Below are 21,692 nucleotides of genomic sequence, written 5' to 3'. Positions count from 1 at the left end.
GAGGGCGGAAACGGAGGCTAGAGGAGCTCGTCGAGGTCGTTGACCACGAGGGTGGCGCCGGCGGCCAGCAGGGTCTGCCGGCCGGCACCGCGGTCCACGCCGATCACCGAGTGGAAGTTCCCGGCGCTTCCGGCCTGGACCCCGGAGACGGCGTCCTCGACGACGACGCACTCCTCGCTGGGCAGGCCCAGCAGCCGGGCGGCGTACTCGTAGGTCGCCGGGCTGGGCTTGCCGGGCAGGCCTTCGGCAACGGCGACGACGCCGTCGACCACCACCGGGAAGTAGTCCGAGAGTCCGGCGGCCTTCAGCACCGCCGGGGCGTTGCGGGAGGAGGAGACGACGGCGACCTTGAGCCCGCGGGCCAGCGCTGCGTCAATGAAGCGCACCGAGCCTTCGTAGGGCTTGACGCCGCCGGCCTCGACGATGTCGTTGAAGACCTTGTTCTTGCGGTTGCCCAGCCCGTGGACGGTGTCGTGCGCCGGGTCGTCATCCAGCGGGCCTTCGGGCAGGACGATGTTGCGGGAGGCCAGGAAGTCGCGGACGCCGTCGAAGCGCGGCTTGCCGTCGATGTGGTCGAAGTAGTCGCTTTCACGGTAGGCGGGCGCCTCGGGCACGGTCTTGAGGAAGCCGTCGAAGAGTTCCTGCCAAGCGCGTTCGTGCACGATCGCCGTGGGGGTCAGGACGCCGTCGAGGTCAAAGAGGATGGCGGAGGCCCCGGTCCAGCTCGAAGGGGTGCTGTTGGAAAGCTCAGTCATGAATCGGTTGTCCTTTCAGACGGCGGTAAACAAAATCGGTGGGCACGCCATTCGGCGGGTGGCAGGCACGGCGCCATGGCGGGAATCTTTGGAGGGCAAACGCTTGGAGGAGCCAGTCGCGGAGCTCAGCGCCGGTCAGCGCCGGCGGCGGGTGCTCTTGCGCGCTATCAGTTTGGTTTCCAGCACGTGGCTGGCCGGGGGGTTCGGCAACCCGGCGCGGTGAAGTCTGTCAATCAGCAGGCTGGCCGCGAACGCGCCCTGATCCGCTACCGGCTGGGAGATAGTGCTCAACCCCAGGAACCAGCTCATCTGGTGATCGTCTATTCCTATAATGGACACGTTTTTCGGTGCAGACAAACCGAGATCCCTCAGGGCCATGAGGGCGCCGAAGGCTGTTTCGTCGCAGCCGGCCAGGATCGCGGAGGGCATCCGGCGGTTTTCGATCAGCTCGATCATGGCCAGCCGACCGCCTTCAATGCTGTATCCCGCCGCAAGGACCAGGTCCGGATCGACCGTCAGATGATGGGCGCCGAGGGCGTGTTCGAATCCCCGCAGCCGCTCGTTGGCGGTCACCAGGGAGGGTTCGCCCGCCTCGCTGCCGGAAAGCATGGCCAGATCCCAGTGGCCCAGGCCCAGCAAATGTTCGGTGGCGGTGCGCGCCGCGGCCTCGTTGTCGATCCCGACGTTGTCCCAGGGCACGTCGTGCATGCCCACGCTGGCCACGGCCAGTCCCGAGCCGGCGAGGGCTGCCAGTTCGGCGTCGCTGAGGGCGATATTGAGAAGCAGGACGCCGTCGACACGCTGGGACAGCCCGGCGAGGTCGGCGAACAGCTGGTGCTGCACGCTGGGCCGGCTGCGGAGGCTGATCAGGACGGTGTCGTAGCCGCTGTCGGCAAAGATCTCCTCCGCCGCTTCGACGGCCTGCGCGAAGAACCAGGCGGTGGCGGTGGGGACGATGATGGCCACGGAACCGGTGCTTCCGCCCGCCAGCCGGGAGGCTGCCGGTGAGGCCTTGTATCCCAGCTTGGCGGCGGCGTCGTCGACTTTGGCCCGGGCGTGGACGGAGACGTTGGGGAGATTCCGGAGGGCCCGGGAAACGGTGCAGATGGACAGCCCCGAGAGGGCGGCGACGTCCTGGATGGTGACGCGCGGCGTCTTGGCCTGCTGCACGGGGCTCAGCCCTTTCTTCCCCCAGAAGTAAGTGGGCCGTGAACATGGCCAACGTCGAGTGTAAACGCTTACAAAATTGGCGCGCAAGTGGATAAATGAATGAAGGTCGTTTAGCCCTGTTGCGCCGGGCGCCCCGCGGCCTAGGCGGCGCCCTGCGCCGGGCCGTCCGGGCGCAGCACGTAGTGGCGGAGGAACGCACTGACGTCCACGAGTTCCGCCGCCGAAATCGAGTGGCCCATTCCGGGGTACGTCCGCGCCGTGAGCTGCGTGTGCTCGTGGAGCCATGCCTCCGTGTGCTCCGTGGCGGCGTCGTTTATCACCACGTCGTCCCGGTCACGGCCCCAGAAGAAGGGCGGGCGGGCGTCGAACGATTCGCTCATGGCCAGAAGCTCGTTTTCCAGGACAAAACCGGAGAGCCCGACGACGGCCCGGAACTGCTCGGGCCGCAGCCGCAACAGGGTGGTGGCCATGGCCATGCCCTGCGAGTAGCCGAAAAGGCTGATGCTGCTGTGCTGGGCCTTGACGGATTCGATCCAGCCGAAGACGGCGTTGGTGGAGGAGATGACGTCGGCGAAGTCATGGGTCAGGAAGTAGTCCAGCAGGAACCAGCCGTAGCCGTCCCCGATCTCCTTGGGGCCGCGCAGCGCGGCGCAGGTGAACCCGGACGGCAGGCTCCCAAAGAGCTTCACCATCCGGGATTCGTCCCGGCCGTAGCCGTGCAGCATCACCAGCAGCGGCGTGCCGGCGCGTTCGTGTTCCGGTCTGGACCAGACGACTGTCTCCATCGGAACAGCCTAGCTTTCGGTGATCACCAGCGCGGTGCTGTGCCCGCCGAATCCGAATGCGTTGGCGATGCCCGCCCTGGCCGGCTGGCCTGCAACGGTTTCGCGGAGGAGGTGGAGGTCGATCCCGTCATCGGGCTGGTCCAGGTTGCCGGTGCCGGGGAATTCCCCGGTCTTCAAGGCCTGGATCATCACGATGGCTCCGAGCGCGCCGGCCCCGCCGAGGAGGTGACCGGTGAGGGATTTCGTGGAGGTGACGGGAACCTGGTTTCCGAGCACGGCCCTGATCGCCCCGGCTTCCAGGCGGTCGCCGACCGGTGTGGACGTCGCGTGGGCGTGGACGAGGCCGATGTCCCCGGCGCCAAGGCCGGCGGCCGCGATTGCCTTTTCCATCACCCGGCGCTGCATGGCCGGATCGGCAGCAACGATGTCGACGGCGTCGGACGTGACGGCGGTTCCGGCCACGACACCCAGGATCTCCGCCCCGCGGGCCCGGGCGTGGTCCTCGCGTTCCAGGACCAGGATCGCGGCGCCTTCGGCCATCACGAATCCGTCCCGGTCCCGGTCGAAGGGCCGGGATGCGGACTGCGGGTCCCCGTTGCGGGTGGACAGGGCGCGGATTTGCGCGAAGCCGCTGATGATCAGGCCGTTGATGCAGGCATCGACGCCGCCGGCGATCACCACGTCTGCCGCACCGGCCCGGATCATGTCGGCGGCCTGGGCGATGGCCTCCGCCCCGGAGGCACAGGCGCTCACCGGGGTGCGCGCCCCTCCCTTGGCACCGACGTCGATGGAGACCCACGCCGCGGGGGCGTTGGTCATGATCCGGGTGAGGGTATGCGGGGAAACCCTGCGCGGGCCGCTGGAATCCAGGGTCCGGGTCTGCTCCAGTGTGGTGTCCAGGCCGCCGTAGCCGGAACCTATCACCACAGCCAGGCGCTCCGGATCTGCCTCCGGGCGGCCGGCCTGCTCCCAGGCTTCCCGGGCGGCGATCAGCGCCAGGTGCCCGCACCGGTCCATCCTCTTGTATTCGGGCCTGGTGAGCAGCGCGGCGACGTCGATCTTCACCTGGCCGGCCATGCGGACGGGCAGCGCTTGTGCCCAGTCCTCCTCAAGCGCCGTGATTCCGGAGCGCCCGGCCAGCAGCGCGGCCCGGGTCTCGGCGGCGGTCCCGCCTACGGGAGTCACGGCGCCCAGTCCGGTGACAACAACTCTGGGGGAAGCTTCAGGCATGGGTACCGGCATTTCTGTGAGGCCCACCATGGGACCCGCGGCAGTGCGGGGGCAGGTGGGCGGCGTAGCGGGGTCAGGCAGGGTCAAACGGGGGCAGCAGGCACGGGGATGCCGCGATGCACCCTTTAAGAGTACGTGCGATCCGCCGTCCAGGGCCGCCCCGGTTTCGCCAGCCGCCGGTCCGTTACGGAATCGGACAACCGCGGCCCGGCCGCACACTGGCCCAGCCGCCGCGGTCCGGAGCCGCCGGGGCAGGCACGATGCCGCGCGAAAACTGGCCGGAGCGGCGCCGCGCGGTTCGTTGAAACAGCACTCACCGGACTGTAGCCTGACGCTGGACAGCATGCTTAGCAGTACCTATCCGTCCCACCGGACACAAGGAGCAAGTCATGAGAATCGGTTCCGCCATCTTCCTCATTGCCCTCGGCGCCATCCTGGCCTGGGCCATCACCCCCGGACTGATCCCCAACGTCGACCAGACCATGATCGGCTACATCCTGATGGCGGTGGGTGTCATCGGGCTGATCGCCTCCCTGGTGCTGGCGTCCCCGGGCCGCAGCCGCACCCGCCGGGTCAGCGAAACCCGCTCCGTCGTCGACCCCAACACCGGCGAGACCATCACCCGCAATGAGAGCCGCGACGCCGGCATCTAGTCCCCGGGCGCTGCCGTGCACCACGGTGCGCCCCATGAACGACCCGGACGCCGGGCCGGACCTCAGGTCTGGCCCGGCGTCCGGCATTTCCGGGCGCCCCCGCCGCCCCGGGGGACATGCCCAGCCTGCGGTGCCACCGGTGGACAGGGTGCCACTATGCCCACGCCCTGGCGCGAACACTGGACATGTCCCGCGGCCCGAGCGCCTCCAGCGCCCGATGCTCCCCTGGCTCACCAACCCCCAGCTCGGGCATGCCCAGCCTGCGGTGCCACGGGTGGACATAGTCCCACCGTGCCCACGTCCTGGCGCGAACACTGGACATGTCCCACGGGCCCACAACCACTCGGCGCAAAGACTGGACACGTCCCCCGGCTCACCATTCCCCCGGCGCAAAGACTGGACATGTCCCACGGCTCACCAACCCCCGGACCGCGCATGCCCGACCTGTGCGGCCAACAGCGGACATAGTGCCCATATGCCCACCCTGAGGCGCGAAAACTGGGCATGTCCCCCCGGGGGGCGGGGTGAGAATTCTGCGTTCATGTTGTTTTCCATTGACAAAGCCACAGATTCAAAGATAAAGTCAATCAACTCCACTACCTGTGATGGCTATCACTGAAGTGGCGGGAAGGCCCGCAGTACTGACGCAAGGGAGAGCCAGTGTTCGCCGAAGAACGCCAACAGCTGATCGTTGGGCTCATTACTGCCAGCGGCCGCGCCAGCGTCACGGACCTTGCCGAGCGCTTCAGCATCACCACCGAGACCGTCCGCCGCGACCTTGCCGCCCTCGAAGCAGCCGGCAGTGTGCGCCGGGTCCACGGCGGCGCGGTGTCCCCGGACCGCTTCAGCACCAACGAGGAAAGCATCCTGGTCCGCACCGACCAGCGGCAGCCTGAAAAGACCCGGATCGCCGAGGCCGCCCTGGCGCTCATCCCGCAGGACCGCACCGGCAGCATCCTGATCGACGCCGGATCCACCACCGAGGCCCTCGCGGAACTCCTGGCCGCCCGGACGGCAGCAACCACTGCCATCTCGGAGCCCGCCGCGGAACTCGTGGTCATCACCCACTCGCTGCCCGTCGCGGCAAAATTGTCCGGGGAACCCGGCATCGCCCTGCACCTGCTGGGCGGAAAGGTCCGCGGAATCACGCAGGCCGCCGTTGGCCAGTCCACCGTGGAAGCCGCCCGCCGGCTCCGCCCGGACATCGCCTTCATCGGCACCAACGGCATCCACGCAGCCTTCGGGCTGAGCACTCCCGATCCTGAAGAAGCCGCTGTCAAGGCTGCCTTCGTCCAATCAGCGCGCCGCATTGTGGTGCTGGCTGATGCCTCCAAGCTGGATACCGAAACCCTGGTCCAGTTCGCCTCGTTGAAAGATCTGGACACCTTGATCACTGACACGAAACCCAGCCAGGACCTGGCTGACGCCCTCGCGGACGCCGGAGTGGAGGTGGTGGTCGCGTGATTGTCACCCTGACCGCCAACCCGAGCCTGGACCGCACCGTGGCGCTGCCGGGACCCCTGCTCCGCGGCGAAGTCCAGCGGGCCGTCTCCGTCCGGCAGGAATCCGGCGGCAAGGGAGTCAACGTCTCCCGCGCCCTCGTCGCCTCCGGCCTGACGACGGTCGCGGTGCTGCCCGGAGCCGAGGCGGACCCCGTCCTCGCCGGCCTCCGGGAGACCGACGTCCCGTTCGCCGCACTCCCGATCGGCGAGCCGCTGCGCAGCAACGTGGCGCTCACCGAACCGGGCGGCGTCACTACAAAGATCAACGAACCCGGCCCGGTGCTGAGTGCGGACCAGCAGGAGGCCCTGATCGGGCTGCTCCTGGACCGCGCCCGCGGAGCCAGCTGGGTGGTGCTGGCCGGATCGCTCCCACCCGGGGTACCGGCCGACTTCTACGCCACCGTCACCCGGCGGCTGCGTTCCATGGATCACGGCGACGAGGCCCCCCTCATCGCCGTCGACTCCTCCGGCGAACCGCTCGCCGCCGCGATCTCCGGCGACGCGCTGGGGAAACCGGATCTCCTGAAACCCAACGCCGAGGAACTGGTGGAGCTGGCTGCCGCAGCCGGGTTCGCCACGCACAAGTCCGCCGAGGAACTCGAAGCGGATCCGGAGGCCGCCGCCGTGGCCGCCTCCGCCGTCGTGCGCTCCGGCGTGGGTGCCGTGCTCGCAACTCTCGGTTCCAAGGGTGCGGTACTTGTGACGGCCGACGGCGCGTGGCTGGCCACGCACCCGCCGGTCACCGCGGTGAGCACGGTGGGCGCCGGTGATTCCTCGCTGGCCGGCTACCTGCTCGCCTCCAGCCAGGGCGCCGCCCCGGCCGATTGTCTCCGTCAGGCTGTGGCCCATGGTGCCGCCGCCGCTTCGCTGCCGGGCTCCACAGTCCCGGCAGTCCACCAAACCACCCCTGACGCCGTAACCATCACGGCCCTCCGGAAGGATTGACAGTGACTCAGCTCATTACGACCGAACTGGTCGAGCTCGACCAGAACCTGGGCAGCACGCCCGAGGACGTGATCCGGCACATGGCAGGCAAAGTTGCAGCCAACGGACGCGCCACCGAAGTGGAGGGCCTCTTTGCCGACGCCTTCGCCCGGGAACAGAAGACCGCCACCGGCGTCCCCGGCGGCATCGCCATCCCGCACTGCCGTTCGACGGCGGTCACCGAACCGACGCTGGTCATGGCCCGGCTCTCCCAGCCGGTCGACTTCGGCGCCAAGGACGGACCCGCGGACCTGATCTTCTTCATCGCCGCCCCCGAAGGCGCGGACCAGGAGCACCTCAAGCTGCTCTCCCGCCTGGCCCGCTCCCTGATCAAAAAGGACTTCACCGCTTCCCTGCGCGCCGCCGGCTCGGAGGCCGAGGTCGTCGAGCTCGTCGAGGGCGCCCTCGCGGACAAGCCCGCCGCCGCAGCCCCGGCAGCGGGAACAGCCGCTGCCACCGCTGCAGGCTCAGCCGAAGCCGGCTCAGCCGCCGAGCCCGCAGCGGCCGGCGCACCCCGCCCCAAGCGCCTCGTCGCCGTGACCGCCTGCCCCACCGGCATCGCCCACACCTACATGGCCGCCGATTCGCTCGTGGCCGCGGCCAAGGAGGTCGGCATCGACCTGCAGGTGGAGACGCAGGGTTCCTCCGGCGCCAAAGCCCTTGACCCGGCCGTGATCGCGGCCGCCGACGCCGTGATCTTCGCCGTGGACGTGGACGTGCGCGGCAAGGAGCGTTTCGCCGGCATGCCGGTCATCAACGCCCCCGTCAAGCGCGGCATCGACGAGCCCGGCAAGATGGTCCAGGAAGCCCTCGCCGCCGCGGACAACCCGAATGCCCGCCGCGTCCCGCACTTTGGTGAGGACCAGGCCGAGCAGGAGGCCGAGGAAAAGGGCGAGCATTTCGGCACGAAGCTGAAAAAGGCGCTCCTCACGGGTGTCAGCTACATGATCCCGTTCGTGGCGGGCGGCGGTCTGCTGATCGCCCTCGGCTTCCTGCTGGGCGGCTACGACATCACTGCCTTCGCGGACAAGATCCTGGCGGAGAACAGCCTCTTCAACCTGCCCACCGTGTATCCGGAACTCGCCTGGGGCCCGCTGGGCGCGTACCTGGGTGCCGTGATGTTCAAGATTGGTGCACTGTCCCTGGGCTTCCTCGTGCCCGCACTGGCTGGATACATCGCCTACGCCATCGCGGACCGGCCGGGCATCGCCCCGGGCTTCGTTGCCGGCGCCGTTGCCGTCTTCATGGGCGCGGGCTTCCTCGGCGGCATCGTGGGCGGCCTGATCGCCGGCTACGTGGCGCATGCGATCGGCAAGCTCCAAGTGGCCCGCTGGCTGCGCGGCCTGATGCCGGTGGTCGTCATCCCGCTCGTGGCATCGCTCGCGGCGTCGGGCCTGCTGTTCGTGTTCCTGGGCGCCTACATCGCGCAGATCACCGTCGGCCTCAACAATTTCCTGTCCGGCCTGACGGGCGCCAGCGCCATCGCCCTGGGTGTCATCCTGGGTCTGATGATGTGCTTCGACCTCGGCGGTCCGGTCAACAAGGTTGCCTACTCCTTCGCCGTCGCCGGCCTGGGAGCCGCCTCCATTACCAACCAGGCCCCGTGGCAGATCATGGCAGCCGTGATGGCCGCCGGCATGGTCCCGCCGCTGGCCATGGCACTGGCTGCGACCGTGCTGAACAAGAAGCTCTTCAGCCTGGCGGAACAGGAAAACGGCAAGGCCGCCTGGCTGCTGGGAGCCTCCTTCATCACCGAAGGCGCCATTCCCTTCGCCGCTGCGGACCCGCTGCGCGTCATCCCCGCCAGCATGCTCGGCGGTGCCGTGACCGGCGCCATCTCGATGGCGGCAGGCGTGGGGTCCAAAGCCCCCCACGGCGGCATCTTCGTCTTCTTCGCGATCGATCCCTTCCTGTGGTTCGTTATTGCCATCGCGGCCGGAACCGTCGTCAGCGCCTTCGCCGTGATCGCGCTGAAGCGCTGGGCAGTCAAGAAGCCGGTTGATACGGTGGAAACTGTTCCCGTCGCCGCCTGAACCACTCCACCAACACCAACACCCGGCTGATATTCCCCAAGCTGAAACCAAGGAGCAAAAATGACCGAACGTAACGCCACCATTGCCAGCCGTGTCGGGCTGCACGCCCGCCCGGCCGCCATCTTTGCCGAGGCTGCAGGCGAGTTCGATCTCGAAATCACCATTGCCCGCCTGGGCGAACCCGTCGACGAGGCCATGGATGCCGCCAGCATCCTGTCCCTTATGAGCCTGGGCGCCTCCCACGGCGAAGTTGTGGTCCTGCGCGCCGAGGGCGACGGCGCCGACGCCGCCCTGGAACGCCTGGTCCAGATCCTCGAAACGGACCACGACGCCGAATAGCGTCACCGTCCGGCGGTACCGCCACCGCTTCAGAGGCCCGGCCGCACCCCGAACAGGGGGTGCGGCCGGGCCTCTGTCGTCCCTGGCTTCCCGGGATACCCCTCAGCAAACTTAGTAAGTCCTTGTCAGGGCCCGGCGGCGCCGTTAGTTTGGAATCCGCGGCACCACTCACCGGCGCCGCGGGAGGATTTACCACCAGCAGCCGAGGGAGCCATGCCGACGAAGAAGAACGCCCCGCGGGGCTCCGAGAGCCCCAGCATCAAAGATCCGGAACTCTACGAAGAGCTGCTGGAGGACGGTGCGTCGCAGCAGAAAGCCGCCCGCATCTCCAATGCCGCTGCCAGGAACGGCCGGTCAGCCGTGGGCCGCAAGGGCGGGAAGGCCGGCGATTACGAGGACTGGACTGTCCCCCAGCTCAAGAAACGCGCCAAGGAAATCGGACTCAAGGGCTACTCGGCCAAGAGGAAAAGCGAGCTCATTTCCGCGCTCCGGAACTCCTGATCCCGGTGGCCACGGGCCGGACAACCGCCCGCTCAGGCCTCCTTCCGCGCGCTCCGTGCGGACGTCGGGGCGGACGTCTTCGAAGCGGCAGTCTTCGCGGCGGCGGTCTTGGCCGGCGTCTTGGCTGGCGTCTTGCCAGCGGTCTTGGCCGGCGTCTTGGCGGCGGTCCGCGTACCTGTCCTGGGCGCGGCCTTGGCCGCCGTCGACTTGGCAGCGGGCTTGGCGGGTTCGTCCGCGGCAGACGCTCCTCCGCCGCGCTTCTTCTCCAGGCTCCGTTTGAGTGCCTCCATCAGGTCGATCACCTCGCCGCTGCCGGCCTCGGCCGCCGGGACACCAAAGGTTTCCTCGGTGTCCAAGGATTCGCCCTTCTCCAGCTTCGCCTCGATGAGCTGGCGGAGCTGGAGCTGGTAGTCGTCGGTGAACTGGTCCGGTTCGAAGTCCGCGGCCATCGAATCGACCAGCGCGGCGGACATCTCGCGCTCCTGCGCGGAGATCCGGATCGTCGTTTCGAGCGAGGGGAAGCTGGCCTCCCGCACCTCGTCGGCCCACAACAGGGACTGCAGCACCAGCACGTCACCGCGGATCCGCAGGGCGCCCAGCCGGGTCTTGTCCCGGAGGGCGAACTGGACGATGGCCACCCGGTCGGTGTCCTCGAGCGCCCGGCGCAGCAGGACATAGGCCTTGGGCGACTTGGAGTCCGGTTCCAGGTAGTAGCTCTTCTCGAACATCATGGGGTCGAGCTGCTCGGCCGGCACGAACTGCACGACATCGATCTCGTGGCTGTTCTCGGCCGGAATGGACTTCAGTTCCTCGCGGCTGAGGACCACGGTGCGGCCGTCGTCCTCGTAGGCCTTATCGATGTCCTCGTAGTCCACGATCTTGCTGCAGACCTCGCAGCGGCGCTGGTAGCGGATCCGTCCGCCGTCGGCATTGTGGACCTGGTGCAGGCTGATGTCGTGGTCCTCGGTCGCGCTGTAGACCTTGACGGGCACGTTGACCAGCCCGAACGCTATCGCGCCTTTCCAGATGGCTCTCATGGATCAAGTGAACATCACAGTTGCGTGGAGGTGAAGCCCCTTGGCTGAAAGGGCATCCGGCAGCAAGAGGGAACGGGTCCGCGTCGGGGGCCGCGAACTGGTGGTCACCAGCCTGGACAAGGTGATGTATCCGGAGACCGGCACCACGAAGGCCGATGTGCTGGCGTACTACGCTGCGGTGGCGTCCGTCCTGATCCCGGCCGCCGCGAACCGCCCGGCCACCCGGAAACGCTGGGTGCACGGCGTGGGGACGGCCGATGCGCCTGGCGAGATGTTCTTCCAGAAGAACCTGGACCATTCGACGCCGGGGTGGGTGCCGCGGGCGTCCATCACGCACAAGGACCGCACCATCCAGTACCCGCTGGTAAACGACCCGGCCACGCTGGCCTGGCTCGCGCAGATCGCGGCCCTGGAGATCCATGTGCCGCAGTGGCGCGTCGACTCGCACGGCAACGCCCTGCCGCCGGACCGGCTGGTGCTGGACCTGGATCCCGGCGAGGGGGCGGGGCTGGCCGAGTGCGTGGAGGTCGCCAAGCTCGCCCGCACCATCCTGCAGGACGTGGGCCTGGATCCGGTGCCCGTGACCAGCGGCAGCAAGGGCATCCATCTGTACGCGGCGCTCGACGGCACGCAGAGCTCCGAGCAGATCTCCGAGTTCGCCCACGAACTGGCCCGGGCGCTGGAAGCCGATCACCCGGAGCTGGCCGTGAGCGACATGAAGAAAACACTGCGCACCGGGAAGGTCCTGGTGGACTGGAGCCAGAACAGCGCTGCAAAAACCACCATCGTCCCCTATTCCCTGCGCGGCCGGCTCCGGCCCACTGTGGCGGCGCCACGGACCTGGCGCGAGCTCAGCTCCCCGTCCCTTCACCAGCTCGACTATGAGGAGGTCCTGAAACGGGTGAAGTCCGGCAAGGATCCTTTCGCCGTCATCTCCGGCAGGGCCCGGCCGGACGCCCTTGCGGGCGGCACGGCCGGGGAGGGGCGCGGCGACGGCGGCGACACCGACCCGCGGCTGGAGAAGTACCGGGCCAAGCGGGACGCGGCCTCGACGCCGGAGCCGTTTACGGCGGAACGCCACCGCGCGGGGACAGAAACTGCGGGGACGGAAAGCGCGGAGACAGCAGGCGGCACCCTCCGGGAGAAGTTCGTCATCCAGGAACACCACGCCAGCCGGCTGCACTATGACTTCCGGCTGGAGCGCGACGGCGTGCTGGTGTCCTGGGCGCTGCCCAAGGGTGTCCCCACCAGCAAGACACAGAACCACCTGGCGGTCCAGACCGAGGACCACCCGATGGACTACGCGGACTTCGAAGGCACCATCCCCAAAGGCCAGTACGGCGCCGGGACCATCAGCATCTGGGACCGCGGCTACTACGAGTGCGAGAAGTGGATTGCCGGAAAAGAGGTCATCGCCACCCTCACCGGCCAGGACGACGGCGGCCTGGGCGGCGCCCGCCGGTTCGCGCTGATCCACACCGGCCGGGGCGACGATCAGTGGCTCATCCACCTGATGGACCCGCCGGGCGCGAAGAAGGGCCGGGCGCCCCGGCCGCCGGCGGAGGAGCCGGAGCCGGAACCGGCGTCGGCACCGGCGCAAGAACAGGCACAGGAATCCGGTGCAGCGCCGGACAGTGAACCGCCGGCCGCCCCGGCCACCGCGGGGTTCACGCCGATGCTCGCCAGCTCCGGCACCGCCGCGGACCTGCCGGACAAGGACTGGCAGTTTGAACTCAAATGGGACGGTGTGCGGGCCCTGATCGTCGGGGACGCGGCGAGGATCCGCCTGATCAGCAGGAACGGCAACGACATGTCGGCTGCCTATCCGGAACTGACGGACCGCTCCTGCTGGCCGGACCGGCCATTCGTGGCCGACGGCGAGATCATCGCCGTCGGCCCCTCCGGTCGGCCCGACTTCGGGCTGCTGCAGGGGCGGATGAAGCTCACCAAGGCCGCCGACGTCGCGAAGGCGCAGTCGTCGACGCCCGTGCGGCTGATGCTCTTCGACCTCCTGTCCGAGAACGGCACCGACCTGCGCCGGTTTCCGCTCCGCAAGCGGCGGGCCCGGCTCGAAGCGTTTTTCACCACGTCCGGATGCCCGGTGGAACTGTCCCCGCTGATCGACGCCGACGTCCGGCACATCCTGGAAAGCGCCGAGGAACTGGGGCTGGAGGGCGTGATGGCCAAGCGCACGGACGGCCGCTACGTCGGACAGCGCAGCAGGTCCTGGCTCAAGCTCAAGTTCGAACGCACCCAGGAGGTCGTGGTCGGCGGCTGGAGGCCGGGCAAAGGCGAGCGGGGGCAATCCGTCGGCTCACTCCTGCTGGGGATCCCGGCCGGATCCAAGCTGCGCTACGTCGGGCGCGTCGGCAGCGGCTTCAGCTCCCGGGAGCTCAAGGAACTGCGCCAGCAACTCGATGCCCTGACCCGGAAGACCTCACCCTTCGACGACGTGCCGGCGGCCGACGCCTCAGACGCGCACTGGGTGAGCGCCAAGCTTGTCGGGGAGGTCACCTACGGGGAATGGACCGGCAGCGGCAAGCTCCGGCACCCGGTCTGGCGCGGCTGGCGGCTGGACAAGAGCCCGGCGGACGTGGTGGTGGAATCGGACTGATGGCAGTGAAAAGCCCGGGCGGCCGATGCAGGCCGTCCCGGGCTCGTAGCCGCCGGCGCAAGGCGCCCTGCTGTTGATTCAGGACACAGTGGTTCAGGAGGAGTGCGGGGTGTCCGGCGGGGTGATCCGGTGGACCGCGTTCACCGCGGCCTCGTGCCCCAGCCGGCCGTGCTGGACGTCGTGCTCCTTGGGATGGCGGTGTTTGCCGCTGCCGTCCGGCCACTGTTGCCCGTCGGCTGCGGTGGGCGGGGCGGGGCGTCTTGTTTCCGGACCGGGCGCCTCGTCCATGGACTCCGCCAAATGACTGGCAACCTCAGGATTGATGTCGTCGCCGAACTGGTGTTCCGCCATTGCTCTTCCTTCCGCTCTTGATTTACGCTGCCGACTTACGTCGTCGAAATAAGCTGTGAAACGAAGTGTCCAACCATCGTAGGTCGGCCGGTGTGCGATGTCTGTAGGGCTACCAGCGGACTTTCTTCTCCGCCGGGCCCTGCTTGCCGCTGACGTGCGTGGGCTTGTGGCTGTGGCCCACGCTCTGTGAGGCGGCGCCGCCCCGGGACTTGCTCTCGAGCATCTCCCGCTGGGCGTCCGTGAGGCGCGACTTGATGCCTTTCCCTTGCTTGGCCTGGGTCTTCTCGTCGCCCTCGGCCCCGCTGTTGTCGCTCTTCTTGGTCTCTTTGCCAGTCATGGACTGTTCTCCTTGGGTGGCTCGTGGTCAGCACTGCGCTGCTGTCAACCCTAAGCGCATTCCCGATCCCTTGGGTACCCCCTTTTTTGCCGTCCGGCGGGGCCGTCCGAAGGGCGGGTCATGCGGGCCGCAACAGTGCCATTTGGCCCGGATTTCCGGCCCTAAGCGGTCCCGCGGCGAAAAAGTTTCCGCAACACCCGGCGCGGACCGGGGTTTCCCTGCAATGGCGCGGTGAAACCGCGGAAAAGAAAACCGCCAACGGGACCCCGATCCGGGCCGAAACACCGGATCATACGGCACCAAACTCGGAAACACCATGGAAATCGCGTAAAATTGAAGGTCTGCCCAGAGCGGGGCAGCTACAAGTCGCAAGCAAATGACCTCCCTAGGAGCGGCCCAAATGCCCAAAGACCGAAGCACGACCGACTCTTCAGCAGGCGTTATGAACGCCAGCGGAACCTACCCAGTCGCACCCACCGGTGCGAAGAAACCAAAGCTACGGACGCGCCGTCGACTCAAAGAGTCCGACGTCAACGTCGTCAACAAGCCGATGCTTAAAAAAGCCCTCGGCGGCACCATCGTGGGTAACACCATGGAATGGTACGACGTCGGCGTGTTCGGCTACCTGATCACCACCATGGGACCGGTGTTCCTGCCCGAAGCGGACAAGTCCGTGCAGACCCTGTTCCTGCTGGGCACCTTCGCCGCCACCTTCATTGCCCGCCCGCTGGGCGGAGTCATCTTCGGCTGGCTCGGCGACAAGGTGGGACGCCAGAAGGTCCTCGCCTGGACCCTGATGCTGATGGCCGCGAGCACGTTCGCCGTCGGCCTGCTGCCCGGCTACGCGCAGATCGGCATGTGGGCTGCTGCCCTGCTGGTGCTGCTGAAGGTCGTCCAGGGCTTCTCCACCGGCGGCGAGTACGCCGGTGCCACGACGTTTGTGAGCGAATATTCCCCGGACAAGCGCCGCGGCTTCTTCGCCAGCTTCCTGGACATGGGCAGCTACCTCGGCTTCGCCCTCGGCGCCGCCCTCGTCTCCGTTCTCCAGCTGACTCTCGGCCAGAGCGCCATGGAGGAGTGGGGTTGGCGGATCCCGTTCCTCATTGCCGGCCCGCTGGGCCTGATCGCGGTCTACTTCCGTAACAAGATCGAGGAGTCCCCGCAGTTCCAGGCCACCCTGGACGCCCAGGAGGCGAACGCGAAGGACGCCACGTCCGCCGATGTCACCGCCTCCAAGGGCCCCGTCGGCATCGTCAAGGCCTACTGGCGTTCACTCATCGTCGCCATGATCCTGGTCGCAGCCGCGAACACCGCCGGCTACGCCCTGACGTCCTACATGCCGACGTACCTCACCGAGTCCAAGGGTTACGATCCCGTGCACGGCACCCTGCTGACGATCCCCGTGCTGGTCATCATGAGCCTGTGCATCCCGCTGACCGGCAAGCTGTCCGACCGGATCGGCCGCCGCCCCGTGCTGTGGATCGGCGCCGGCAGCACCATTGTGCTGGTCGTCCCCGCCTTTATGCTGATCGGCGTCGGAGAAATCTGGTCCACCCTCTTGGGTCTCGCCCTCGTCGCCTTCCCGGTCACGTTCTACGTGGCCAACCTGGCCTCGGCCCTGCCGGCACAGTTCCCGACGGCGAGCCGTTACGGCGCCATGGGCATCGCGTACAACTTCTCCGTGGCCATTTTCGGCGGCACCACTCCCTTCATCGTTGCCGCCCTCATCGGCGCCACCGGAGATGACATGATGCCGGCCTACTACCTGATGGCCACCTCGGCGATCGGTGCCGTTGCGATTTACTTCCTCAAGGAATCGGCCAACCGACCCCTGCCGGGCTCCATGCCCAGCGTGGACTCCCAGGCCGAGGCCAAGGAACTCGTCGCAAACCAGGACGAGAACCCGCTGATTGACCTGGTGGAAATGGACATGCCGTTCACCACGGGGCCGGCGGATTCAGTTGCCGGTTCGACGCCGGCCCGAGACGCCGAAAAGGTTCCCGCCGGAGCCTGAGCTTGCCCTCTGGCAGCCCGGCCTGGTTCATCCTGAGCCCAGCCGGCTAATCCGGATTCTGTAGCGAAGTCCCGCCCATTGAGGCCTGCCTTGCGTGATTACCCGTTGGGGGAAGCACGCAGGGCAGGCCTTAGGCGTGTCCGGCGCCGGCGGCGCCGGTTACTGCGGTTCTGCCGCCTGGAGTTCGGCGTGTTCCGCCGGCGTGAGGTCCTTCCGCCCGTCCATGACTGGCGGCGGGGACAGCTTGTACGCGGCGTAGTACAGGCCGGCAGCCAGTGCCACGGTGATCACCGGCGTGAGCTGCGAGACCACGGGCAGCGCCGTCTGCTCGGTCAGCAGGATGCCGGTGGCGGAGGCGATCAGCCAGGCAACGGCCCCGGCGGTGACAGGCTTCAGCCGACCCGGCCGGACTTCCGGGAGATACCGCTCCTCTTTCCAGTTGATGGCAATGTACGTCAGCGCGATCGCCACCCAGGCCGTGACAAAGACTCCCTGCCAGGCGAGCGCCTTGAGCAGGTAGCTCAGCACGTCCGTGAGCATCAGCAGTAGGCCAGCACGCCGGAGACGATCACCCAGACATACCGCGGCAGGTTGAGGCCGAACGCGCGGTGGGCGAAAGCCGAGAGATTCGTCGAGGCGAGGAAGTAGTTGGCCGTGTTGATGCGGGTCTGCGAGATGAAGATGACCAGCACACCCCAGATGCCCAGCGAAGAAATGAACGACGTGACCACGCCCGTCTCGGACGCCTCCAGCCCCATGCGCTCATGATGTGGATGCCGACCAGGCCGTTCAGCCCGAACGTGAAGGCGTAAAACACCCAGCCGAAGGTGAGGGTACCGGGCGTTTCCCTGGACCGTCCCAGCCAGCCCCGTCTCACCACGAGACGGGGCTGGCTTCCTATATCGCCAGACCACGATAGGCACAGCGCCAAGCTACCCGGAACACGAGAAACGTCGCCCCGTTTCGGTTGACGGGCACCTGTCCGTGATAGTGAGATTTGTGAATCTTCAGCAGGTTTCCCCGCCGCTGGTCCAGCAGCGGGATCGGCGTTGAGGTCGACATCCTTCAGTGCAGTCGTGCTCCTCGATGTAACGCTGGATCTGGGCGACTTCAGTGTCTTTGCGGGCCGGTTCGACGTCGCCGACTGCGGATGAAATTTCCAGTGATGGAGCGACGTGACGTCAAGACTGCCAACCAACGTCACCGTCAGAGCACAACGCGCAATTTCAGCGTCTATTCTTCCCGCCATCTTTTTCCGTTCTTGGAAGATCCCATCAGCGTTGACCCCGACCCGACCCATTAGGTGCCTAGGGATATCAATCAGGCCGAAATTAGTATTTCTCAACGACCAAAGAATGGTGCAGTGTTGATGCGGCAGCCCAGTGACGCCTGTCACGTCCAGCGCGGGGCTCGTTTACGTCGCAGGGGGAACATGGACAACGAACTGGGCTCAAATCGGAGGCGGTTTCTGGCCAAAGTGGTTGTAGTAACAGGGGCCGCGCAGGGCATCGGCGCAGTGGTTGCGACGCATGTCTCCCGGGTAATGCAGATATTATAGGAGCGGAACCAAGTGTCGCCTGCCGTTCAAAGGGTAACCTGAAAACGCAGAGGCGATGATGAGTAGCCGCCGGCTTCCTTGGAGGAGCGCAGTTCGCCACTTATCCACGAAGCGTTGGGAATCACAGGATAATATGTCAAGTTCCAATGCCACACCACCCGGCTATTTTTTCGAGAGCTATAAGCAGCTCGATATCCAGTCGACCCTTAACTTTATTTCTACTCGGCTAGAAGCAACCGTCTATATCGAGGACACGAACGGAAACCTGCTCTTCGCCTCAAGGAGCCTTGTGGCAGACGATTGGCGAACCGACTTCAGTATGTTCTCGGCACCAAGCAACCCGGAGGCTGGCACATACCTGAAGTCGTGGGCAGAGGAACTGCCCATGTATTCCGTCGCCCAACTGCCGTTGGTGAGCACGGAACACCACGTGATTCTTCCCCTCACTTTTCGGGGACAGCCTTTTGCCTTCGTCCATTTGACCTCGCGGTCCAACTTTGATCTTCATACGTTGCTCCTTGAGCACTCATTCCTGAAGGAGATTGGTGACAAGATCTACATGGTCATGATTGGGGAACTGTACGACACAGCTTCCCATTCCTTCCGAATGGAGGACCTAGTAGGCGAGCTAGAGAACCATATTCGTGGCGGTCACTTCCGTACAGCTGAGCCCACATACGTCGTCCTCGCCGTAGATTTCCAACGATATTCACTCCTGCAGTCTCGGTCATTCCCATTGGACTATCAGGCGCTAGGCAGACGCGCGGGAAAACGTCTCGTCATCCGGGCTATAGAAGAGTCCACGGATTGGCGCCCGGAGGCTATCCGGCATCTGCCCGGTCATGGCGTATTCATCCACGGTAATCGCCTGGGCATACTCATTGCCCTGCACCCCGAGAGTGGTTTTCCTGACCGGGAGCGCGTTCAGCGGCAGCTGGACTCGCTGCTTGGCAAGAACGCTGCCTTCCGAAGCACCGCTCTGGCCGTCAGCTCGGAGTTCAAACGATCGTCACAGCTTGCCCAGCATTTCGACCAGGCCGTTCGGGTCCTTGATTTAGGCAAACAGCGGTTGCCGCTTGTGCGTGTCTACTCAAGTGTTGAGATAGGGCTACATGAGCTGTTGATGCCGCTATTCTCCGATCAGGAAGTGCAGGATTACGCCCGACGAGTCTTGGCTCCGCTGGAGCAGGACAAGCAATTAATAGACACTCTGGCTTTGTTCCTCCAAGAGAACACAAATGTGGTTCGCACAGCAGAGCGCATGTACTTGACTCGAAGAAGCGTTAGCTACCGATTGGAACGAATCCGCAAAGCCCTCGGAATGGACCTCGGTAACTCTGAGACTGTCTTCCTTCTGCACTTCTGTTTGCGGGTTCAAGGTCGGCTCTGATTTCCCAAATGGGAAACTAAGATCCTCCAAGGGTGCACACTTTGCGCCTATCTCCGGCCTTGTATCCGCTCCTAGTGTGATCTGAGTGACAGCAACTGACTGTCGCGACGACGGCGAGGAACAGAAAAATGCTTGGAATCATCCGCGTTCTCACTACCGAGAATGAGAATGTCCTGTTGGAGCACGGCAGAAGAATCGAAGCGCAGACGGGAATAGCCACGCTGAGCAGGTGCATTCAGGATCAGCCGCATGGCATACATGACGAGGCCACTGAACTGGTCGCAGAACCAAAGATCCTCGCACTGGCTAAGGAGCTAGAAGCAGAGCCCGGCGTACAGGTTCTTGCGATCAGTTGTGCTGCGGATCCAGGGCTCACCCTGGTCCGGGAGCACACTGACCTGCCAGTCATCGGCGCCGGTCAGGCAGGCGCCTTTGCTGCACGGATGGTGGGCGAAAAGATCGCTGTTATCGGCATACTCGACGAAGCACTTCCTCGCATGCGCGCTGCTCTGGGAGAAGCTTTCCACTCCTACCGGTTTTCACCGGAGCACCGCAAGGCCACTGACCTATTTGAAGACAGCGCCAAACCAGCACTCCTCAGGCTTGCGGAGGACGCCCGCCGGGAAGGCGCAGACGTTATCTTGTTCGCGTGCACCGGATTTTCCACCATCGACCTCAAGTCCTACCTGGCCGAACAGATCACAATACCCATTATCGATCTCGTAGAAGCACAAGCTACTGCGTTGACCCTTATTACCCCCGGGAGAGCTTCGTGAGTCGTGAAATCATGAGTAGGGAAGTCTTGAGTGGAGACCACACGCACGTCATGTCGAAGAAACCCTTCGGCATAACGTTTTTCGTGGTCTCTGCCTTGATTGCAGTCTTCGGCGCGATCATTGGCATGCAACTAATCACGACCCTCGGTATCAGCCCGAATACCTCTATCATCGGTGTGCTTCTCGCCATGATAATCTCGCGAATCCCGATGCAGATGTTCTTGAAGTTCCGGAACATTCACAACCAGAACCTCATTCAGACAACGGTTTCGGCTGCCACCTTCGGCGCGGCTAACAGTTTGTTGATTCCGATCGGCATTCCGTGGGCACTTGGAATGCCCGAGCTGGTCGTACCGATGCTTATCGGAGCGGCCATGGCAATGGCGCTGGACGTCTTTGTCCTCTACCGGGTCTTCGATTCCAAACTGTTCGGGGCACACGAAACCTGGCCGGCCGGTGTAGCCTCAGCTGAAACTATCAGGGCCGGAGATGAAGGCGGCAACAAGGCCAAACTCCTCGGCTTCGGAATCCTTGGTGGTGCTGTTGGCGCACATTTCGGCATCCCCATGTCAGCATTTGGCGTAGCATTCATCGGCAATATCTGGGCCCTTTCAATGTTCGGTTTGGGTCTGCTTTCGCGGGGTTACTCGGGACAGCTCTTCAACATCAACTTGAACGCCATGTACGTCCCGCACGGCATGATGATCGGCGCCGGATTAGTTGCCTTGGCCCAGTTCATTTTCCTCCTGGTTGCCCGGCGTGCCGGGAGTAAAGATATCGTTCCAAAGGATCGTGCCGTCCACGGCGGTGCAGCCGCGTCCGTCTTCGAGCCACCTGTCCCCGCCGTCACCCGCAGTGACCGTGATGTCAGACGCGCCTTCTCCGTCGGAGGTCTTCTCTTTGTTCTCGGCGCTGTCCTGGTTGCAATCATGGGTGGCCTCTTCGCCGAGCTGTCATTCGGCTACCTGCTGCTTTTTGTGGTCTTCGCAGCGTTCGCGTCCTTTATGCACCAGATCATTGTCGGTATCGCAGCCATGCATTCGGGCTGGTTCCCGGCGTTTGCCGTTACGTTGATCGTTCTCGTGCTGGGAATGCTCATGGGATTCCCTCCCATCGCCCTGGCGCTTCTTTGCGGTTACACAGCTGCCACAGGTCCGGCCTTCGCCGACATGGGGTTCGACTTTAAGACCGGTGCCCTGCTACGCGCCGGCATGCCTGTGGCCGAAGAACTTTATGGTCGCAGGCTGCAGCTCAAGAGTTCGGTGATCGGTCTTGGCGTCGCGGTTATAGTGGTTGCCTTCGCCCACCAGTCCTTCTTTGCACAGGGCCTGATACCACCAGTCGATCGCGTGTTCGCCGCGACGATCAAGGCCGGCCTCGATTCCAGCGCTGGTTTACAGCTGGCCCTGTGGGCTATCCCGGGCGCGCTGATCCAGTTTATCGGCGGACCTAAGCGGCAACTCGGAATCATGTTGGCCAGTGGCCTGATCATCCTCAACCCCATGGCTGGCTGGGCAGTAGCGGCCGGCGTGATCATCCGATTCCTGGTCATAAAGATCAAGGGCCCTGCAGCCGAAGACACGATGGTCACCATGGCCGCCGGATTCATCGCTGGCGACGCCCTGTACAGCTTCTTCTCCTCGCTCTGGAAGGCGAAATAAAA

General features: G+C 65.5%; 20 protein-coding genes. 11 read left to right on the top strand and 9 right to left on the bottom strand.

Annotated features, from left to right (window positions below):
• Positions 1–17: 17 nt before the first annotated feature.
• The 4 genes from J2W14_RS02885 to J2W14_RS02870 form a co-directional block, all read right to left on the bottom strand.
• A complete protein-coding gene (locus tag J2W14_RS02885) occupies positions 18–755 on the bottom strand; it encodes an HAD family hydrolase (protein ID WP_307458071.1) in 738 nt (245 codons plus the stop codon).
• A gap of 135 nt (positions 756–890) precedes the next feature.
• The gene (locus J2W14_RS02880) at positions 891–1,925 is read right to left on the bottom strand and encodes a LacI family DNA-binding transcriptional regulator (protein ID WP_307458068.1); all 1,035 of its coding nucleotides are present in this window, start codon (positions 1,923–1,925) and stop codon (positions 891–893) included.
• Between the two features lie 140 nt (positions 1,926–2,065).
• A complete protein-coding gene (locus J2W14_RS02875) occupies positions 2,066–2,710 on the bottom strand; it encodes an alpha/beta hydrolase (RefSeq protein ID WP_307458066.1) in 645 nt (214 codons plus the stop codon).
• A 9-nt stretch (positions 2,711–2,719) separates the two neighbouring features.
• Entirely contained in the window at positions 2,720–3,940 is a 1,221-nt protein-coding gene (locus J2W14_RS02870; protein WP_307458064.1) for a beta-ketoacyl-[acyl-carrier-protein] synthase family protein, read from the bottom strand.
• A gap of 389 nt (positions 3,941–4,329) precedes the next feature.
• On the opposite strand from J2W14_RS02870, the gene J2W14_RS02865 reads away from it, so the two are divergent.
• The 6 genes from J2W14_RS02865 (at position 4,330) to J2W14_RS02840 (ending at position 9,952) form a co-directional block, all read left to right on the top strand.
• A complete protein-coding gene (locus J2W14_RS02865; protein ID WP_226774695.1) occupies positions 4,330–4,593 on the top strand; it encodes a DUF6458 family protein in 264 nt (87 codons plus the stop codon).
• A gap of 660 nt (positions 4,594–5,253) precedes the next feature.
• A complete protein-coding gene (locus tag J2W14_RS02860) occupies positions 5,254–6,057 on the top strand; it encodes a DeoR/GlpR family DNA-binding transcription regulator (RefSeq protein WP_307458058.1) in 804 nt (267 codons plus the stop codon).
• The gene (locus J2W14_RS02855; RefSeq protein WP_307458056.1) at positions 6,054–7,040 is read left to right on the top strand and encodes a 1-phosphofructokinase family hexose kinase; all 987 of its coding nucleotides are present in this window, start codon (positions 6,054–6,056) and stop codon (positions 7,038–7,040) included. The genes J2W14_RS02860 and J2W14_RS02855 overlap by 4 nt, the downstream gene beginning before the upstream one ends.
• Positions 7,041–7,042: 2 nt before the next feature.
• Positions 7,043–9,112 (top strand): PTS fructose transporter subunit IIABC, encoded by a 2,070-nt coding sequence (locus J2W14_RS02850; RefSeq protein ID WP_307458052.1) that lies wholly within the window; start codon positions 7,043–7,045, stop codon positions 9,110–9,112.
• A 60-nt stretch (positions 9,113–9,172) separates the two neighbouring features.
• Positions 9,173–9,451, top strand: a complete 279-nt coding sequence (locus J2W14_RS02845) for an HPr family phosphocarrier protein (RefSeq protein WP_056428072.1) — start codon at positions 9,173–9,175, stop codon at positions 9,449–9,451.
• A gap of 213 nt (positions 9,452–9,664) precedes the next feature.
• Entirely contained in the window at positions 9,665–9,952 is a 288-nt protein-coding gene (locus J2W14_RS02840) for a DUF7218 family protein (RefSeq protein ID WP_307458049.1), read from the top strand.
• 32 nt (positions 9,953–9,984) lie between these two features.
• Here the strand turns inward: J2W14_RS02840 and ku are convergent, their stop codons facing one another.
• Positions 9,985–10,989, bottom strand: coding sequence for a non-homologous end joining protein Ku (ku, locus tag J2W14_RS02835; protein WP_307458046.1), 1,005 nt, complete (start codon positions 10,987–10,989; stop codon positions 9,985–9,987).
• A gap of 124 nt (positions 10,990–11,113) precedes the next feature.
• Here ku and J2W14_RS02830 point away from each other — a divergent pair, with 124 nt between their 5' ends.
• Positions 11,114–13,603 (top strand): ATP-dependent DNA ligase, encoded by a 2,490-nt coding sequence (locus J2W14_RS02830; RefSeq protein ID WP_370871181.1) that lies wholly within the window; start codon positions 11,114–11,116, stop codon positions 13,601–13,603.
• A 93-nt stretch (positions 13,604–13,696) separates the two neighbouring features.
• On the opposite strand, the gene J2W14_RS02825 is transcribed toward J2W14_RS02830, so the two are convergent.
• Together J2W14_RS02825 and J2W14_RS02820 are read right to left on the bottom strand one after the other, a co-directional pair.
• Positions 13,697–13,954 carry a hypothetical protein gene (locus J2W14_RS02825; protein WP_307458038.1) on the bottom strand — a complete coding sequence of 86 codons (258 nt, stop codon included), beginning with the start codon at positions 13,952–13,954 and terminating at the stop codon, positions 13,697–13,699.
• A gap of 109 nt (positions 13,955–14,063) precedes the next feature.
• Entirely contained in the window at positions 14,064–14,291 is a 228-nt protein-coding gene (locus J2W14_RS02820; protein ID WP_307458036.1) for a hypothetical protein, read from the bottom strand.
• A gap of 400 nt (positions 14,292–14,691) precedes the next feature.
• Here J2W14_RS02820 and J2W14_RS02815 point away from each other — a divergent pair, with 400 nt between their 5' ends.
• Positions 14,692–16,305, top strand: coding sequence for an MFS transporter (locus J2W14_RS02815; RefSeq protein ID WP_307458034.1), 1,614 nt, complete (start codon positions 14,692–14,694; stop codon positions 16,303–16,305).
• A 159-nt stretch (positions 16,306–16,464) separates the two neighbouring features.
• Here J2W14_RS02815 and J2W14_RS02810 read toward each other — a convergent pair whose 3' ends face one another.
• The gene (locus tag J2W14_RS02810; protein WP_307458032.1) at positions 16,465–16,845 is read right to left on the bottom strand and encodes a hypothetical protein; all 381 of its coding nucleotides are present in this window, start codon (positions 16,843–16,845) and stop codon (positions 16,465–16,467) included.
• Complete coding sequence (locus J2W14_RS02805; RefSeq protein WP_307458028.1) at positions 16,845–17,063, bottom strand: hypothetical protein; 219 nt, start codon at positions 17,061–17,063, stop codon at positions 16,845–16,847. Before J2W14_RS02805 ends, J2W14_RS02810 begins: the two co-directional genes overlap by 1 nt.
• A gap of 933 nt (positions 17,064–17,996) precedes the next feature.
• On the opposite strand from J2W14_RS02805, the gene J2W14_RS02800 reads away from it, so the two are divergent.
• The 3 genes from J2W14_RS02800 to J2W14_RS02790 all read left to right on the top strand — a co-directional run bounded on the left by J2W14_RS02800 (position 17,997) and on the right by J2W14_RS02790 (position 21,690).
• Positions 17,997–19,253 (top strand): PucR family transcriptional regulator, encoded by a 1,257-nt coding sequence (locus tag J2W14_RS02800; RefSeq protein ID WP_307458025.1) that lies wholly within the window; start codon positions 17,997–17,999, stop codon positions 19,251–19,253.
• A gap of 128 nt (positions 19,254–19,381) precedes the next feature.
• Positions 19,382–20,029: an aspartate/glutamate racemase family protein gene (locus J2W14_RS02795; RefSeq protein ID WP_307458021.1), complete on the top strand. Its 648-nt coding sequence runs from the start codon at positions 19,382–19,384 to the stop codon at positions 20,027–20,029.
• A gap of 50 nt (positions 20,030–20,079) precedes the next feature.
• Positions 20,080–21,690: an OPT/YSL family transporter gene (locus J2W14_RS02790; RefSeq protein WP_307458018.1), complete on the top strand. Its 1,611-nt coding sequence runs from the start codon at positions 20,080–20,082 to the stop codon at positions 21,688–21,690.
• Positions 21,691–21,692 lie beyond the last annotated feature (2 nt).

Source organism: Pseudarthrobacter oxydans, from assembly GCF_030812335.1.
Taxonomy (GTDB): domain Bacteria; phylum Actinomycetota; class Actinomycetes; order Actinomycetales; family Micrococcaceae; genus Arthrobacter; species Arthrobacter oxydans_B.
Note: the sequence above shows the minus strand (reverse complement) of the source record. Positions and strands in the feature narration are given on the sequence as shown.

Excerpts from the sequence above, each read along its gene's own strand:
- J2W14_RS02795 (WP_307458021.1), top strand. The coding sequence starts at position 19,382 with ATGCTTGGAATCATCCGCGTTCTCACTACCGAGAATGAGAATGTCCTG.
- J2W14_RS02870 (WP_307458064.1), bottom strand. The coding sequence starts at position 3,940 with ATGCCTGAAGCTTCCCCCAGAGTTGTTGTCACCGGACTGGGCGCCGTG.
- J2W14_RS02840 (WP_307458049.1), top strand. The coding sequence starts at position 9,665 with ATGCCGACGAAGAAGAACGCCCCGCGGGGCTCCGAGAGCCCCAGCATC.
- J2W14_RS02865 (WP_226774695.1), top strand. The coding sequence starts at position 4,330 with ATGAGAATCGGTTCCGCCATCTTCCTCATTGCCCTCGGCGCCATCCTG.
- J2W14_RS02845 (WP_056428072.1), top strand. The coding sequence starts at position 9,173 with ATGACCGAACGTAACGCCACCATTGCCAGCCGTGTCGGGCTGCACGCC.
- J2W14_RS02885 (WP_307458071.1), bottom strand. The coding sequence starts at position 755 with ATGACTGAGCTTTCCAACAGCACCCCTTCGAGCTGGACCGGGGCCTCC.
- J2W14_RS02805 (WP_307458028.1), bottom strand. The coding sequence starts at position 17,063 with ATGGGGCTGGAGGCGTCCGAGACGGGCGTGGTCACGTCGTTCATTTCT.
- J2W14_RS02820 (WP_307458036.1), bottom strand. The coding sequence starts at position 14,291 with ATGACTGGCAAAGAGACCAAGAAGAGCGACAACAGCGGGGCCGAGGGC.
- J2W14_RS02815 (WP_307458034.1), top strand. The coding sequence starts at position 14,692 with ATGCCCAAAGACCGAAGCACGACCGACTCTTCAGCAGGCGTTATGAAC.
- ku (WP_307458046.1), bottom strand. The coding sequence starts at position 10,989 with ATGAGAGCCATCTGGAAAGGCGCGATAGCGTTCGGGCTGGTCAACGTG.
- J2W14_RS02875 (WP_307458066.1), bottom strand. The coding sequence starts at position 2,710 with ATGGAGACAGTCGTCTGGTCCAGACCGGAACACGAACGCGCCGGCACG.
- J2W14_RS02810 (WP_307458032.1), bottom strand. The coding sequence starts at position 16,845 with ATGCTCACGGACGTGCTGAGCTACCTGCTCAAGGCGCTCGCCTGGCAG.
- J2W14_RS02825 (WP_307458038.1), bottom strand. The coding sequence starts at position 13,954 with ATGGCGGAACACCAGTTCGGCGACGACATCAATCCTGAGGTTGCCAGT.
- J2W14_RS02800 (WP_307458025.1), top strand. The coding sequence starts at position 17,997 with ATGTCAAGTTCCAATGCCACACCACCCGGCTATTTTTTCGAGAGCTAT.
- J2W14_RS02830 (WP_370871181.1), top strand. The coding sequence starts at position 11,114 with ATGTATCCGGAGACCGGCACCACGAAGGCCGATGTGCTGGCGTACTAC.
- J2W14_RS02790 (WP_307458018.1), top strand. The coding sequence starts at position 20,080 with ATGTCGAAGAAACCCTTCGGCATAACGTTTTTCGTGGTCTCTGCCTTG.